Source organism: Mediterraneibacter flintii, assembly GCF_055387595.1.
This window is the reverse complement of record NZ_AP031405.1, coordinates 2,201,712-2,218,220: the sequence shown is the minus strand read 5'-3', so window position 1 is coordinate 2,218,220 and position 16,509 is coordinate 2,201,712. Positions and strand designations below refer to the sequence as shown.

At 42.1% G+C, this 16,509-nt stretch carries 11 protein-coding genes and 1 tRNA gene; 10 read left to right on the top strand and 2 right to left on the bottom strand.

Going from position 1 to position 16,509, the window contains the following annotated elements; all coding sequences use genetic code 11:
• Nucleotides 1-610: 610 nt before the first annotated feature.
• A complete protein-coding gene (locus ACZ5C4_RS10460) occupies nt 611-4,849 on the bottom strand; it encodes an acyl-CoA dehydratase activase-related protein (protein WP_464520938.1) in 4,239 nt (1,412 codons plus the stop codon).
• 275 nt (nt 4,850-5,124) lie between these two features.
• Here ACZ5C4_RS10460 and ACZ5C4_RS10455 point away from each other — a divergent pair, with 275 nt between their 5' ends.
• The 5 genes from ACZ5C4_RS10455 to ACZ5C4_RS10435 all read left to right on the top strand — a co-directional run bounded on the left by ACZ5C4_RS10455 (nt 5,125) and on the right by ACZ5C4_RS10435 (nt 9,814).
• Nucleotides 5,125-5,970, top strand: a complete 846-nt coding sequence (locus ACZ5C4_RS10455) for a rhomboid family intramembrane serine protease (RefSeq protein ID WP_464520937.1) — start codon at nt 5,125-5,127, stop codon at nt 5,968-5,970.
• Between the two features lie 98 nt (nt 5,971-6,068).
• Nucleotides 6,069-7,505 (top strand): pyruvate kinase, encoded by a 1,437-nt coding sequence (pyk, locus tag ACZ5C4_RS10450; protein WP_186874312.1) that lies wholly within the window; start codon nt 6,069-6,071, stop codon nt 7,503-7,505.
• A gap of 185 nt (nt 7,506-7,690) precedes the next feature.
• Nucleotides 7,691-8,401 carry a TrmB family transcriptional regulator gene (locus tag ACZ5C4_RS10445; protein WP_464520936.1) on the top strand — a complete coding sequence of 237 codons (711 nt, stop codon included), beginning with the start codon at nt 7,691-7,693 and terminating at the stop codon, nt 8,399-8,401.
• The gene (locus tag ACZ5C4_RS10440) at nt 8,398-9,669 is read left to right on the top strand and encodes a diaminopimelate decarboxylase (protein ID WP_464520935.1); all 1,272 of its coding nucleotides are present in this window, start codon (nt 8,398-8,400) and stop codon (nt 9,667-9,669) included. Before ACZ5C4_RS10445 ends, ACZ5C4_RS10440 begins: the two co-directional genes overlap by 4 nt.
• A gap of 62 nt (nt 9,670-9,731) precedes the next feature.
• A tRNA-Leu gene (locus ACZ5C4_RS10435) sits at nt 9,732-9,814 on the top strand.
• A gap of 132 nt (nt 9,815-9,946) precedes the next feature.
• On the opposite strand, the gene ACZ5C4_RS10430 is transcribed toward ACZ5C4_RS10435, so the two are convergent.
• On the bottom strand, nt 9,947-10,582 hold the full coding sequence (locus ACZ5C4_RS10430; protein WP_464520934.1) for an HAD family hydrolase: 636 nt from the start codon (nt 10,580-10,582) through the stop codon (nt 9,947-9,949).
• Between the two features lie 189 nt (nt 10,583-10,771).
• On the opposite strand from ACZ5C4_RS10430, the gene polA reads away from it, so the two are divergent.
• The 5 genes from polA to ACZ5C4_RS10405 are packed head-to-tail and all read left to right on the top strand — an operon-like array spanning nt 10,772 to nt 16,507.
• A complete protein-coding gene (gene polA / locus ACZ5C4_RS10425) occupies nt 10,772-13,387 on the top strand; it encodes a DNA polymerase I (protein ID WP_464520933.1) in 2,616 nt (871 codons plus the stop codon).
• A 13-nt stretch (nt 13,388-13,400) separates the two neighbouring features.
• Entirely contained in the window at nt 13,401-14,021 is a 621-nt protein-coding gene (coaE, locus tag ACZ5C4_RS10420; RefSeq protein WP_464520932.1) for a dephospho-CoA kinase, read from the top strand.
• Nucleotides 14,018-14,815 carry an MBL fold metallo-hydrolase gene (locus tag ACZ5C4_RS10415; RefSeq protein ID WP_464520931.1) on the top strand — a complete coding sequence of 266 codons (798 nt, stop codon included), beginning with the start codon at nt 14,018-14,020 and terminating at the stop codon, nt 14,813-14,815. The genes coaE and ACZ5C4_RS10415 overlap by 4 nt, the downstream gene beginning before the upstream one ends.
• Before the next feature lie 20 nt (nt 14,816-14,835).
• The gene (locus ACZ5C4_RS10410) at nt 14,836-15,108 is read left to right on the top strand and encodes an ACT domain-containing protein (protein WP_186874319.1); all 273 of its coding nucleotides are present in this window, start codon (nt 14,836-14,838) and stop codon (nt 15,106-15,108) included.
• 34 nt (nt 15,109-15,142) lie between these two features.
• A complete protein-coding gene (locus ACZ5C4_RS10405) occupies nt 15,143-16,507 on the top strand; it encodes a DUF711 family protein (RefSeq protein WP_464520930.1) in 1,365 nt (454 codons plus the stop codon).
• Nucleotides 16,508-16,509 lie beyond the last annotated feature (2 nt).

Sequence of the window (16,509 nt, the reverse complement as noted above, 5' to 3'; positions counted from 1 at the left end):
TGTGTCCATTGGAACACGCAGATGCCCTGCGCTAAGAACCAGGCGAACTGTATTCGGAACGCTCCTTGTCAATGCCCTGCTTATCTGATACAGTGTTTTTTGCTGTCACTTCCAGTCAGAAGTTTTTCCCCCGCCATTCGGAAGGCACCTTGTTAGTTAAATTTTATAAAAAAGAAATCGGCTTCACGCTGTTATGCATTTCCAATCGGAAGTAGTATAGATACTTCTAATTGAAGGGCTGGAACAACGTGAAGCCGTTCTCTTTTTTATGAATTTCAGTTAGGGCGCCACCTTCCTATAGACGAAGGAAAAACTTCTGACTGGGAGTCTGTAGCAGCGTGAAACCGGTTCTGTTCTGTCTGAAATTGTGAATTTAATTGGGGAAGAACGTAAGCATAAAGAGAAGGCAGTGCATAAGCAGGGAATTTTAAGCGGAGCGTGGTAGATACAGATTGTTCTGTTTGTTAAGTGAGAAGCATGGAGTTCCAATGGACGATATGCTTCTTCACTGTTACAAACATTCAATCGGATTTACCACAGTGGAGCCCTGACCTGCGTTGCACTGCCTTCTCTTTTTGCGTACCATTCTTTCGTCAATTAACTTTATATTCTAGTTCATATTTTTATTTGCTGTGGACAGCATGAGTTTGATTCTATTTAACTGGTTTACTTCACTGGCGCCTGGATCGAAGTCGATTGCTACTATATTGGATTTCGGGTATCGGCGCCGCAATTCTTTGATAACGCCTTTTCCTACTACATGATTAGGCAGGCAGGCGAATGGCTGTGTACATACGATATTACCGGCTCCGCTGTGAATCAGTTCCAGCATTTCACCCGTTAAGAACCAGCCCTCTCCAGTCTGATTTCCGATAGAAACAATTTCGGATGCCATTTTTGCCAAATCTTCTATATGCGCGGGCGGGGTAAAATGTTTACTTCTGGCAAATGCTTTAGAGGCAGGAGCACGGAACCATTCTACTGCCTTTATGCCTAAATTTCCTACCAACGCCTTAGACTTTTTCATGCCGAGATGGGATACCTTAAAGTTTTGGTTATAAAAGCAATAGAGTAAAAAGTCGATTAAATCAGGAACTACTGCCTCTGCGCCTTCGTTCTCAAGCAAGTCAACCAGGTGGTTATTTGCAGCGGGAAGGAATTTGACAAGAATCTCGCCAACAACTCCAACGCGGGGCTTTTTAATATCTAATGTTTCAATGTTATCGAAATCTGTAATTATATCTCGGCACAGTTTCTTGAACCGACGGCGAGAGGGATAGCCGACAGATACGAATTTTTTGCAGACCTCTGCCCATTTACGGTGGAGGGCATCAGTAGTGCCTGGTACGACTTCATAAGGGCGCATCCGGTAAACGCATTTCATAAATATATCTCCAAATACAGCGGCGTAGACTCCGCGCAGAATCAGAGAAGGAGTAAGCTTAAAGCCAGGATTGCCTTCTAATCCGCTTAGGTTGATGGAGATGACTGGAATATGTCCGTATCCGGCTTTCTTCAGCGCGCGCCGAATAAATCCGATATAGTTGGAAGCGCGGCAGCCTCCGCCTGTCTGACTGACAATAACGGCAAGACGATCGGTGTCATACTTACCGGATAAGATTGCCTCCATAATCTGCCCAACTACCATTAGAGAAGGATAACAAGCATCATTGTTTACATATTTCAGACCTACATCTACCGCCTGCTTATTGTCGTTTGGAAGAACCTCCACTTTGTATCCTGCCGCCTTAAATGCCGGTTCTAAAAGCTCAAAGTGCATGGGGGACATCTGCGGGCAAAGGATCGTATGTGTTTTACGCATTTCTTTTGTAAATGGTATCTTTTCAATAGCAGAAGGATGAATTTCCCGTCTTGTTTTATGTTGTTCACGTACCCGAATTGCCGCGAGCAAAGAGCGTACACGAATTCGGGCAGCGCCGAGATTGTTGACCTCGTCGATTTTCAAGGTTGTATAAATTTTATCAGAGTTTGTCAATATTTCGGCAACCTGATCGGTGGTTACCGCGTCTAAGCCGCAGCCGAAAGAATTTAACTGAATGAGATCCAGATTTTCAGTTGTTTTTACATAGTTTGCCGCTGCATACAGACGGGAATGATACATCCACTGATCCATGACATTTAAAGGACGCTCTACCGGATTCAAATGGGAAATAGAATCCTCTGTCAGCACAGCTATATTATAAGAGTTTATCATTTCAGGGAGCCCATGGTGCACTTCCGGATCAATATGATAAGGTCTGCCGGCAAGCACAATCCCCCGATTGCCAGTTTCATTCAGGAAACGAATCGTTTCTTCTCCTTTTTTACGCATGTCTTCACGGCAGGAAGCAAGCTCTGTCCATGCTGTGTGAACAGCAGATTTTACATTTTCTTCTGTAAGAGAGAATTTTTCTCCGAGTTCCTCTAACAACCGGTAAGAAATAGTATCTTCATTTTGGAAAGATAGAAACGGATGTATAAAATCGACTTCTCCGTGTACAATCGGATCCATATTATTTTTTATATTTTCCGGATAGGAAGTGACGATTGGGCAGTTGTAATGGTTATTCGCCTCTTTAAATTCATTTCGCTCATAGGGAATAGAGGGATAAAAAATATGCTTAATACCTTGATTGATTAACCACTGTACATGCCCATGTGCGAGTTTTGCGGGGTAACATTCTGATTCACTGGGGATGGATTCAATTCCAAGCTCATATATTTTCCGCGTAGAAGCAGGAGAGAGTACAACACGGAAACCAAGATTTGTGAAAAAAGTAAACCAGAACGGATAATTTTCATAGATATTCAAAACACGCGGAATTCCAATGGTTCCTTTTGTTGCTTCCTCTTCTTTAAGCGGGGTATAATCAAAATATCTGTGAAATTTGTAATCGAAGAGATTAGGGAGTGTGTTGGAGGCCTTCTCTTTTCCCAATCCGCGTTCACAGCGGTTTCCAGTGATAAACTTACGCCCGCCGCTGAAATGGTTGATTGTCAGACGGCAGTTATTTGTACATCCTTTGCATTTTGTCATTGTAGTGGAGTATTCGAGGCTTTCTATATCTTCGATGGAAAGCATAGTAGTGCCTTCACATTCTACGTAGCGTTCTCTGGCGATAAGCGCTGCGCCGAATGCCCCCATGATACCGGCAATATCTGGGCGGATAGCCTCACAGTCTGCAATTTTTTCAAAACTGCGAAGCACAGCATTGTTGTAAAAAGTACCGCCCTGTACAACGATATGATTTCCAAGTTCAGAAGCACTGGATACTTTAATGACCTTAAACAGGGCATTTTTGATAACAGAATAAGCAAGACCAGCGGAAATATCTGCTACAGAGGCTCCCTCTTTTTGTGCCTGTTTTACTTTGGAGTTCATAAATACTGTGCATCGTGTTCCAAGATCGATCGGATTCTGCGCATAGAGCGCTTCATGTGCGAACTCCTCTACACTGTAATTTAAGGATTTAGCAAAAGTCTCTATAAAAGATCCGCAGCCAGAGGAACATGCCTCATTTAGCTGTACGCTGTCTACAGTCTGGTTCTTAATTTTAATACATTTCATATCCTGACCGCCAATATCCAGAATACAGTCTACATCCGGTTCAAAAAAGGAAGCGGCATAGTAGTGTGATACGGTTTCAACCTCTCCTTCATCCAGAAGAAGGGCAGCTTTAATCAGAGCTTCTCCATATCCGGTAGAACAGGAATGAACAATCTCTACATCTTCGGGTAGCTGGCTGTATATGTCTTTGATTGCACGGATGGTAGTGCCCAGTGGATCGCCGTCATTATTGTGATAGAAAGAATAAAGAAGGGTGCCGTCCTCGCCTACAAGTGCAGCTTTTGTAGTAGTGGATCCGGCGTCAATTCCTAAAAATGCCTTTCCGTGATAAGAAGATAAATCTTTGACAGGTACTTGATGCTTTGCGTGACGTGAAGTGAATTCTTCGTAGTCTGCGGTAGTTGCAAATAGAGGTTCCATACGATCTACTTCAAATTCCATCTGGATTTTACCTTCCAGGCGTTTCTGCAACGTCTGTAATTCAACCTGACAGTCCTTTTTGGAATTTAGGGCAGAACCGATTGCAGCAAAAAGATGGGAATGATTTGGGGCAATTGTATGTTCTTCATCTAGCTTCAAAGTCCGGATAAATGCTTCTCTAAGCTCAGAGAGGAAGTGAAGAGGCCCTCCTAAAAATGCTACATGTCCGCGTATTGGCTTCCCGCAGGCAAGCCCACTGATTGTCTGGTTGACAACTGCCTGGAAAATAGAGGCAGCCAAGTCTTCCTTTGATGCGCCTTCATTGATAAGAGGCTGAATATCAGATTTTGCAAACACACCACAGCGCGCGGCGATTGAATAGAGCGCTTTATACTGTTTCGCATATTCGTTTAAACCGGAAGCATCTGTCTGAAGAAGGGATGCCATTTGGTCAATAAAAGAACCTGTTCCACCCGCACATACTCCATTCATACGCTGCTCTACATTACCGCCCTCAAAATAGATGATTTTCGCATCTTCGCCGCCTAATTCAATGGCCACATCTGTCTGCGGCGCGTAGTCCTGTAATGCTGTAGAGACAGCAATGACTTCTTGTACAAAAGGAACATCAAGATGCTTGGCAAGTGTAAGTCCGCCGGAACCAGTGATGACCGGAGAGACAGAAATTGGACCAAGCTTATAAAGCGCACGACTTAAAAGATCCGAAAGCGTTTCCTGGATGTTGGCAAAATGCCGTTCATAATCGGAGAATAGAACTTCATTATCTGTGTTTAAGACAGCAATCTTTACTGTCGTAGAACCAATATCGATTCCAAGAGTATGTAATTCATTTAAACCCATAAGTATAACCTCGTTTTCATTTAGTTTATGTCAGTTATTTCCTATTAAATGTGTTTTTTCATTTTACAACAATTTACATTATACGACAGGACGTGTAAAAAGACAATTGTAATTATTATGCGGGTTTACAAAATAATTCCAGAGGGTTATGGGGAATTTATATAAAGATAATGTTAAAAAGAATGAAAGTAGACAACAACTGTTTGACAAACAAGAAGCATAACGTTACAATTACTCATGGATATAAATATTTAAAAAGTAAGGAGTAAAAATTCTTGAACTGGCTGAACAAATTAGAACGAAAATTTGGACGTTTTGCAATTCCAAATCTGACTATGTATCTGCTGGCAGGTTATGTTATTGGGTTTGGAATTGTGTATCTTATGCCGCAGCTTATAGGCTGGATTACGCTGGAGCCGGCGCTGATTTTAAGAGGACAGGTGTGGAGACTTGTATCTTGGGTACTGATACCGCCTACTACGAATTTGATTTCTCTGGCGTTTTTAGTGCTGTTATACTATTCTCTTGGTACAGCTCTGGAGAGGGCATGGGGGACGTTCCGCTATAATGTATATATTTTTTCCGGTATCATTTTTACTGTTATTGCTACATTTGTCTTATATGGCGTGCTTTATGGAGTGTACGGATTCTCTGTGTCACTTTCCAGCGTGGGAATGATTAGCACAAACTATATTACTATGTCAATTTTCCTTGCCTTTGCTGCAATGTATCCAGATATGGAAATATTGCTGTACTTTATCCTGCCGATTAAGATGAAATGGATGGCGTTTGTGTATGCGGCGATGGCACTTTACTATTTTGTTATGGGAGGAATTGCGACAAAGGTGGCAGTGGGCGCATCACTTTTGAATTTTGTTATCTTTTTCCTTTCCAGCAGAAATTTAAAGCCTTATACGCCGAAAGAGAAGGCAAGAAAGGCAAAATTTAAGCAGCAGACGCGGCCTCATATGACATATGCAAATGGGGCAAGGCACCGCTGTGCTGTCTGTGGCCGTACGGAGCTGGATGATCCTACGTTGGAATTTCGGTTTTGTTCAAAATGTAATGGAAATTATGAATATTGCCAAGAACATTTATTTACGCATGAACATGTGAAATAAGTATATCTTAAAGGGGACCCCGCAATACATTCCCTTCGGGAAGGCGGGCTTCGCCCGATAAGGGATAGAAATTGAGTGAGAGAAAAGGAGACGTAACAATGAAAAAGACAAAAGTGGTTTGCACGATGGGGCCGAATACAAATGACAGAGAGCTTATGAGAAAGCTCATCCAAAATGGGATGGATGTGGCTCGGTTTAACTTTTCCCACGGAGACCATGCGGAACATAAAGGTCGTATGGATATGTTAAAGCAGCTCCGCGAAGAGGAGCATACAAATACAGCAATTCTTTTAGATACAAAGGGACCGGAAATCAGAACTGGACTTTTAAAGGATGGAAAAAAGGTTACATTAAAAACAGGAGAAGCGTTTACATTGACAATCGATGAAATAGAAGGAGATGAAAGAAAAGTATCTATTTCATATGCAGGACTTGTTGAGGATGTAGAGATTGGGAAAACAATTTTAATCGACGACGGCTTAATCGGGCTGAAAGTAACCGGTACTACAGATAAAGAGATTATTTGTACGGTTGTAAACGGCGGAGAGCTAGGAGAGCGCAAAGGCGTAAATGTACCGAATGTGCCGGTAAGACTTCCGGCGATCACACAGAAAGACAAAGAGGACTTAAAATTTGGTGTGGAGCAGGGAATAGACTTTATTGCTGCTTCTTTTGTAAGAAATGCGGAGTGTATATTGGAAATCCGAGCATATTTGAAAGAATTGGGAGCTCCTTATATTCCGATTATTGCTAAAATTGAAAATGTAGAAGGTATTCAAAATATAGATGAGATCATTCGGGCGGCAGATGGTATTATGGTTGCGAGAGGGGATCTCGGTGTGGAGATTCCGGCAGAAGAAGTTCCGTATCTCCAAAAAATGATGATACAGAAGTGTAACAGCAACTTCAAGACGGTTATTACAGCTACACAGATGCTGGATTCGATGATGCGCAATCCGCGTCCAACCAGAGCAGAAGTGACAGATGTGGCAAATGCAGTATATGATGGAACAGATGCCGTAATGCTTTCAGGGGAGACCGCACAGGGGAAATATCCGTTGGAAGCGCTGCAAATGATGGTGCATATTATCGAGAATACAGAGCAGCATCTGGAATATGATGTGATGCTGGAAAAAGCCGGAGAGCATCTGAAAGCCGGAGTTTCCAGTGCGATTGGTTATTCTTCTGTTCTTGCAGCGGCGAACTTGCATGCAAAATGTATTATTACTCCTTCTGTTTCAGGTGCTACGACAAGAGTTGTATCAAATTTAAGACCAAAGCAAGAAATTTTAGGAGTCACTCCGAATGAAAGGACACTCCGCAGAATGTCTATATATTGGGGAGTGCGCCCAATTAAGTCATTAGAGTTTGATACAACAGAGGATATTTGTAATGGAGCCGTTGAGCTTGCAGTTGTAAAACAGTATGTGGAGCCGGGAGATATTGTAGTTTTGACAGCAGGAATCCCGTCCCCGAATGTAAAAAAAGAAAGAAGCGGCGTAAGCAATATGATGAGAATTGCGACGGTAGAATAGAGAAAAAACAGACGAAGAAAAGGAGAACTGTCCGCACTTGTGAGGAGTGCGAAGGTTCTCCTTCCTCATTTTGTGAGCATATTAAAACGGTATGAAAATCCGAAATATATGTTGACAAGAGGAGAAATGTGCTATATAGTGTTCCTGAAAAGAACTACTAATAACAAAAAGAAAGAATGAATTCTATGGATGAACGTCAATTTGCAGAAAATTTGCTGCACTTTGGTCTGACCAGACAGGAGGCAGGAGTCTATGAAAACTTGCTTTTAAAGGGAAAACAGACAGGATATGAAGTGGCGAAAGAAATCGGAATTTCCAGATCTAACGCGTATAGTGCACTTGCGGCTTTGGTGGAGAAGGGCGCGGCATATGTAGTGAAAGAGTCAGCAAAGAAATATATCCCTGTTCCGTTGGAAGAATTTTTATCAAACTGTATGCAGAAAATAGAACAGGAAAAAGAGTGGCTGATTGCGCATGCACCGGCGGTAAAGCAGGAAGAAGAAGGATATATTACAGTAGAAGGAAAACAAAATGTTTATAACAAAATGGTAAACCTGCTGTCTCATGCTAAAGAACGGGTGTATTTGTCTTGTACGGGAGAATGTCTGGAAAGTTTGAGAAAAGAGTTAGAGATGCTTGTAAAAAAAGGGCAGAGGGTTGTAGTTATAACAGACAGTCCTACAATGCTTGAGGGTGTTGAGGTCTATGTCACAGATGAAAAAGGAAGCCAGATAGGAATGATTGTAGATTCTGCATATGTTATATCTGGTGAATACGGAACAGGAAGCCAGAATACATGTCTGTATTCCGGACAGAAAAATTTTGTGAAGCTGTTTAAAGATGCATTGGCAAATGAAATCCAATTAATTACAATACATGGAGGAAAGATAAAATGAAAAAAGAACCGTTTGTAACAAAAGAACAATTAGATAAAATAACACAGGAGTATCCAACGCCATTTCATCTTTATGATGAGAAGGAAATTCGCAGAAATGTGGAAGCGCTGAAAGAAGCATTTTCTTGGAATCCAGGCTATAGAGAGTATTTTGCGGTGAAAGCGACACCGAATCCATTCTTGATAGATATTTTGAAGGAATATGGATGTGGATGCGACTGTTCTTCCTACACAGAGTTAATGCTTTCGGATGCAATTGGGATCAGAGGAGAAGAGATTATGTTTTCTTCAAATGACACTCCGGAAGCTGATTTTCAGTTGGCGGATAAGTTAGGAGCGATTATCAATCTGGACGATATTACACATATTGAGTTTTTGGAGAAGGCAATCGGGCATATTCCAGAGACAATCAGCTGTCGTTATAATCCAGGTGGTTTGTTTAAAATCAGTAATGACATTATGGACAATCCAGGAGACGCAAAATATGGAATGACGACAGAACAGCTTTTTACAGCCTATAAGATTCTGAAAGAAAAAGGAGCAAAGGAATTTGGGCTTCATGCGTTTCTGGCCAGCAATACAGTGACAAATGAATACTATCCAATGCTTGCAAAGGTTTTGTTTGAGCAGGCAGTGAAGCTTCAAAAAGAGACGGGAGTGCATATAAAGTTTATCAATCTCTCAGGAGGAATTGGCATTCCCTATCGTCCAGATCAGGAGCCGAATGACATTCGGGTGATCGGAGAAGGCGTACGGCGTGTATATGAGGAAATACTGGTTCCGGCAGGCATGGGGGATGTGGCGATTTATACAGAGCTTGGAAGATTTATGATGGGGCCATACGGATGCTTAGTTACGAAGGCAATCCATGAAAAACATACACATAAGGATTATATCGGAGTAGATGCATGTGCGGTGAATTTGATGCGTCCTGCCATGTATGGGGCATATCATCATATTACAGTGATAGGAAAAGAAAATCTTCCCCAGGATCACAAATATGATATTACGGGTTCCTTGTGTGAAAATAATGATAAATTTGCAATTGACCGGATGCTGCCAAAGATTGATATAGGAGATTATCTGGTGATTCACGATACAGGAGCACATGGATTTTCAATGGGATATAATTATAATGGCAAACTGAAATCCGCAGAGGTACTTTTAAAAGAGGATGGAAGTACAAAATTGATCCGTCGTGCTGAGACACCGAAAGATTATTTTGCAACTTTTGATTGCTTTGAGATAGGGAAAAAGCTTTTAAAATAGAGCTTGCATTATAGATATAGCTGTGCTATAATTAATTTCGGCTTCCGGTGGAAGCCGATTATGCGGATGTGGCGGAATGGCAGACGCACAAGACTCAAAATCTTGCGTAGGTGACTACGTGTGGGTTCAAGTCCCACCATCCGCATTGAATAAACCTTTGGAAATGTTGTAAATACAGTATTTTCAAAGGTTTTTCTTTTTCAGGAGATAGCATGAAATTGATGAGATAGATAAGAAAAGGGACAGACAGAAGAGATACCTGCCTGTCTCGCAGATGTTAAAAAAAGTCTGGAAGCAGTGTGACCAGCTCGGAAAACGTATGGATACTTACAGGCGCGTTTTTTACTTCGCCAAATCCGTAATCGGCATAGATGAAAGGGATGCCGGCCGCCTTACAAGCGTCGTAATCCCCTTGGGTATCCCCGATATATACGGCATTTTTTAAATGGTTGCGCTCCATCAAGGTTAAGATGGTCTGGCTTTTGGGAGTCTGTGTCTGGCCAAAACAGAGCGTATCTGTTATAAAAGGCGTAATTTTCGTTGTCTCCAACAACAGCTCAATATATCCGCACTGACAGTTGCTGACAATGAAAAGGGGATATTTTTTGGAAAGAATAGAAAGTGTTTCATATACCTTGTCATAGAGCCTGCCTGGCTGTGTCTTTAAAAGCCGGTTTTCGTATTCATAACATATATCTAGAATGGAGAGCCTGTCCTTCTCCGGCAAAGAAGGGAAAAGCGCGGCGGCAATTTCACTCATTGTTTTTCCAAACAGATTTTTTAAAACAGCACCGTTGATTTCCAGATTCAAATGTGTATGCTGCTGTATTGCGTCTGTCCAGGCTTTTGCTACTGTATCGGTAGAATCCCACAGAGTACCGTCTACATCAAATATAATTCCAGTTGTAGTCATGTCTTTTGTAAACTCCTTTCTTTTTACCTTACACCACCGCTATCATAACATAAAAAGAGCCTTTTAAAAAGCGGGATTTTAGTGTATACTTGTCTCGTAGTGCTTTTTACCGAATAGTATCTGGAAAAATATACAGTGTGTGTGGTTTAAAGGCACAAATTCTATGAAAAGACACAATGGAGATGGATAATGAGAGAAAAAATCGTACTGATAGACGGTCATAGTATCTTAAACAGGGCTTTTTACGGGCTTCCCGATCTGACAAATGCAGAAGGACTGCATACGAACGCGATCTATGGTTTCTTAAATATTCTTTTTAAAATACTAGATGAGGAAAATCCGCAGTATCTTACGGTCACCTTTGACGTGCACGCGCCGACTTTTCGACATGAAATGTACGAACAGTACAAAGGAACGAGAAAGCCGATGGCGGAAGAGCTGCGCCAGCAGGTACCTGTGATAAAAGAAGTGCTTCAGGCAATGCAGATTGCGACGATTGAACAGGCGGGACTTGAGGCAGATGATCTTCTTGGAACGATTTCAGTTGACTGTGAGGCGAAAGGTCTGGATGTATCTATTATTTCAGGGGACAGGGATACACTGCAGCTGGCAACAGAGCATGTGAAAATCCGAATTCCAAAGACAAAGCAGGGTAAGACGGAGATAGAGGACTACTATGCTGCTGATGTGCTGGAAAAATATGGGGTGACTCCAGAAGAATTCATTGATGTAAAGGCACTGATGGGAGATACATCTGACAATATTCCAGGCGTGCCCGGGATTGGAGAGAAGACTGCGACAAAAATTATCCAGGAGTATAAAAATATAGAAAATGCGCATGAACATGCAGAAGAGCTAAAGCCGCCGCGGGCAGGAAAGAATTTGGCAGAGTACTGGGAACAGGCAAAATTAAGTAAAGTACTTGCCACTATCAATACACACGCAGAAATTGTGTTTGATTTGGAGGCGGCAAAGCATGGGAATATTTTTACAAAGGAAGCCTATGAGTATTTTCAGCGTCTTCAGTTTAAAAATCTGCTCGGCCGTTTTGATGTAGAGGCTTCGGCAAATGAGGTGGAAAAATATTTTAAAGAAGTGACGGATAAGAAGGCGATAGATGCGATATTTGAAAAGGCATGTCAAGCGGATATAGTGGGGGCGGCAATCTCAAAGGATGCAGGAAATGTGCTTCCGTTATTTTCGCATCCTTCAGGATACGGGCGGATAGCGCTTGCTTTTGGAAAAGAGCAGATATATTCGATTCCCTGCGATATGCATACAGACATGGAGTATCTGTTTAGCAGACTTTCCGAGGTCGCAGCACATGCCGGACTGTTTGTGATGTGTGATATAAAGCGTTACCTTACATTACTTCCAGGTATTGTAAGAGAACGCTGCTTTGATGCTGTCATAGCAGCATATCTTTTGAATCCTTTAAAAAATGATTATACGTATGAAGATATAGCCAGAGAACAGTTGCATTTGATGATAGATGAAAACACAGAGGAGTCCATCAAGGCTTGTTATGAGGCATATACGTGTTTAAAGGCAGTGGAGCCGATGTCAAAAAAGCTAAACGATACAGGAATGTACAGGCTTTTTGAAGAGATTGAAATGCCGCTGTTATTTACTCTGTATGATATGGAGCGCGCAGGAATCAAAGTGGAGGCAGAAGAGCTGAAAATGTACGGCAGCCGTCTGGGAGAACAGATTGTACGGCTGGAAAGAGAAATATATGAAATGGCAGGGGAAGAATTTAATATTAATTCTCCGAAACAACTAGGTGTTATTTTATTTGATAAATTGAAAATGCCTCATGCCAAAAAAACAAAAACGGGGTATTCTACCGCGGCAGATGTTCTGGATAAGCTGGCGCCGGATTTCCCGATTGTAGCAAAGATTTTAGAGTACCGTCAGTTGGCAAAATTAAAGTCCACATATGCAGATGGATTGGTCAATTTTATCGGTAAGGACGGAAGGATTCACGGAACATTTAATCAGACAATTACGGCGACTGGACGGATCAGCAGTACAGAGCCGAACCTGCAGAATATACCAGTACGTATGGAATTGGGAAGGCTGATTCGAAAGGTATTTGTGCCAGAAGAGGGATTCGTTTTTGTAGATGCTGATTATTCCCAGATAGAACTTCGTATTCTTGCACATTGCTCGGGAGACGCCCAGCTTATTCAGGCGTACAGGGAAGCGAAGGATATTCACAGGATGACAGCGTCCCAGGTATTTCACACGCCGTTTGAGAAGGTGACGGATTTGCAGAGGAGAAACGCAAAGGCGGTGAACTTTGGGATTGTATATGGAATCAGCTCTTTTGGTCTGAGTCAGGACTTAAGTATTACAAGAAAAGAAGCGGCAAAATATATCGAACATTATTTTGAGACGTACCCGGGTGTGAAAGTATTTTTAGATGACACAGTAAATCAGGCGAAGGAAAAAGGATATGTGTCTACCTTGTTTGGAAGACGCAGACCTGTTCCGGAACTGAAGTCCAGTAACTTTATGCAGCGTTCTTTTGGTGAAAGAGTAGCAATGAATGCACCGATTCAAGGTACAGCGGCAGACATTATTAAAGTGGCGATGATTGGTGTGGACAGAGAGTTGAAGCGGCGTAAGCTAAAGTCCAGGCTGATATTGCAGGTTCACGACGAGCTTTTGATTGAGGCAGAAAAGGGAGAGCTGGCTCAAGTGAAGGAAATCTTGGCAGAACAGATGGAAAAAGCAGCAGATTTAAAGGTGCCGCTGATTGTGGACATGCATACAGGACAGAGCTGGTATGAGGCAAAGTAGCAGACGAAAAGGAATGGACGCAAATAGAAAGGAAGCCATAAGGCAGGATATGAAAATTATCGGAGTGACAGGCGGCATTGGCAGCGGAAAGAGTGAAGTGCTTTTGTTTTTAAAGACAAAATATAAGGCATATGTCTGCCAGCTGGATGAAGTGGCAAAAAATTTGCAAAGGCGGGGAACAGACTGTTACAGAAAGATTGTAGCAGAGTTTGGAGAAGATGTCCTGCGTGCAGACGGAGAACTGGAACGACAGAAGCTAAGCGAAAAAGTATTTGAAAATGCAGATAAATTAAAAGCATTGAATGAGATTGTGCATCCGGAAGTAAAAGCATGGGTATGTTCTGATATAGAGAGACAGAAAAAGAAAGGGCAAAAGCTCTATGTCATAGAGGCAGCTCTGCTTATCGAGGCGGGATATGAGGATATTTGTGATCAAATATGGTATATCTATGCGCCAGAGAAGATACGTATGGAGAGGCTGAAAATGTCCAGAGGATATACGGAGGAAAAGACGAATAAAATATTTGCCTCTCAGCTTAGTGAGGAAACATTTAGACAAAACTGTACCATTGTAATTGACAACAGTGGAACATTTGAAAATACAGAGAAACAAATAGGAGACAGATTGTTATGAGAATGTGCAGTATTGCCAGCGGAAGCAGTGGAAACTGTATTTATGTGGGAAGTGATCATACGCATCTGCTTGTGGATACGGGAATCAGCAAAAAGAGAATTGACGCGGGATTAAAAGAATTGGAAATCAAAGGAGAAGAATTGGATGGTATTCTGATTACCCATGAACATTCAGATCATATACAAGGATTGGGGGTGTTCAGCAGAAAATATGAGATACCAATATACGCCACACCAGGAACGATTCAGGGGATTTTGTCATATGCAGGACTTGGAAAGGTGCCGGAAGGGTTGTTCCATCCGATTCATACAGATGTGGAGCTTTGTTTAGGTGATATTCGTATTCATCCTTTTGCGATTTCCCACGATGCGAACGAGCCATGTGGCTATCGGATGGAGTGCGGGAATAAAGCGGTGGCAGTAGCGACAGATCTAGGAGTGTATGATGCGTATACAGTAGAAAATTTAAAAAATCTGGATGCGGTTCTGCTGGAAGCAAACCATGATATACATATGCTGGAGGTAGGCGGGTATCCTTATTATCTGAAACAGAGGATTCTCGGCGAAAAGGGGCACCTTTCAAATGAATTGTCAGGAAGGCTCCTTTGTGATATACTACATGATAATTTGAATCATATTATTCTTGGGCATTTAAGCAAAGAGAATAATTATGCGAAACTGGCATATGAGACAGTAAAACTGGAAGTAACGCTAGCAGACAATGAATATAAAGGAGATGACCTCGACATGTTTGTGGCGAAAAGAGATGCTGTTTCAGATATTATTATAGTTTAAGCACAGTAAGGAGAAAAATTATGAAAAAATGTATTGTGACAGTACTGGGGAAAGATACGGTAGGAATTATTGCAAAGGTGTGCGCTTATTTGGCGGAAAATGAAATTAATATTTTAGATATTTCTCAGACGATTATCCAGGGATATTTCAACATGATGATGATTGTGGATGTGACAGATATGAAGAAAGACTTTAAGGTAGTCTGTGATGAGCTTACTGTAATTGGAGAAGAGATTGGGGTGAAGATCCATTGCCAGAGAGAAGAGATTTTTGAAAAAATGCACAGGTTGTAAGTAAGCATAAGTTGATGAAGGCGAGGAAAGCAACATGATTAATATGTATGAAGTATCAGAAACCAATAAAATGATCGAGCATGAAAATCTGGATGTACGTACGATTACACTGGGAATCAGTCTTTTAGACTGCATAGATTCGGATGTAGAGCAATTAAACCGCAAAATATATGAAAAAATTACTTCAACTGCGGAAAAGCTGGTATCAACAGGAGCTGACATTGAGAAGGAATTCGGGATTCCGATTGTGAATAAGAGAATTTCTGTTACCCCGATTGCACTGGTAGGAGGTGCGGCATGTAAAAGCTTGGAAGATTTTGTAAGTATTGCTAAGACATTGGATAAAGCTGCGAAAGAGGTTGGAGTGAATTTTATCGGTGGATATTCAGCATTGGTGTCCAAAGCAATGACAAAGAGCGATGAATATTTAATTCGTTCTATTCCGCAGGCACTTGCCCAGACAGAACGGATCTGTAGTTCTGTCAATGTAGGTTCCACTAAGACAGGGATTAATATGGATGCGGTGCGGCTTTGCGGGGAGATTGTAAAAGAAACGGCAGAGGCGACAAAAGAGAAAGATTCTCTTGGATGTGCAAAGCTGGTGATATTCTGTAATGCTCCAGATGACAACCCCTTTATGGCAGGCGCTTTTCTGGGAGTGACAGAGGCAGACGCTGTGATCAATGTAGGAGTAAGCGGCCCGGGTGTTGTCAAGAAAGCGCTGGAGAAGGTGCGGGGAAAAGGATTTGAGGAGCTGTGCGAGACGATCAAAAAGACTGCATTTAAAGTTACCAGAGTCGGACAGCTTGTGGCAAAGGAAGCATCAGAGAGGTTAGGAGTTCCTTTTGGGATTGTGGACTTGTCGCTTGCACCGACGCCGGCAATCGGAGACAGCGTAGCAGAAATATTGGAGGAAATCGGACTGGAAAGAGTTGGAGCACCGGGAACGACAGCGGCACTTGCTATGCTCAATGACCAGGTGAAAAAAGGCGGCGTGATGGCATCCTCCTATGTAGGCGGATTAAGCGGTGCTTTTATTCCAGTCAGTGAAGATCAGGGGATGATAGATGCGGTTCAGGCAGGGGCCTTGACACTGGAAAAGCTGGAAGCGATGACCTGTGTATGCTCAGTAGGACTTGACATGATAGCAATTCCGGGCAAGACTTCTTCGAGTACAATCGCCGGCATTATTGCAGATGAAATGGCAATCGGTATGGTAAATCAAAAGACAACGGCGGTAAGGCTGATTCCTGTGATTGGGAAGGATGTTGGAGATACAGCAGAGTTTGGCGGACTTTTAGGATATGCACCGATTATGCCTGTAAACGAATTTGGATGCGAGGCATTTGTCAGCAGAAAGGGACGGATTCCAGCTCCAATTCATAGTTTTAAAAACTAAAA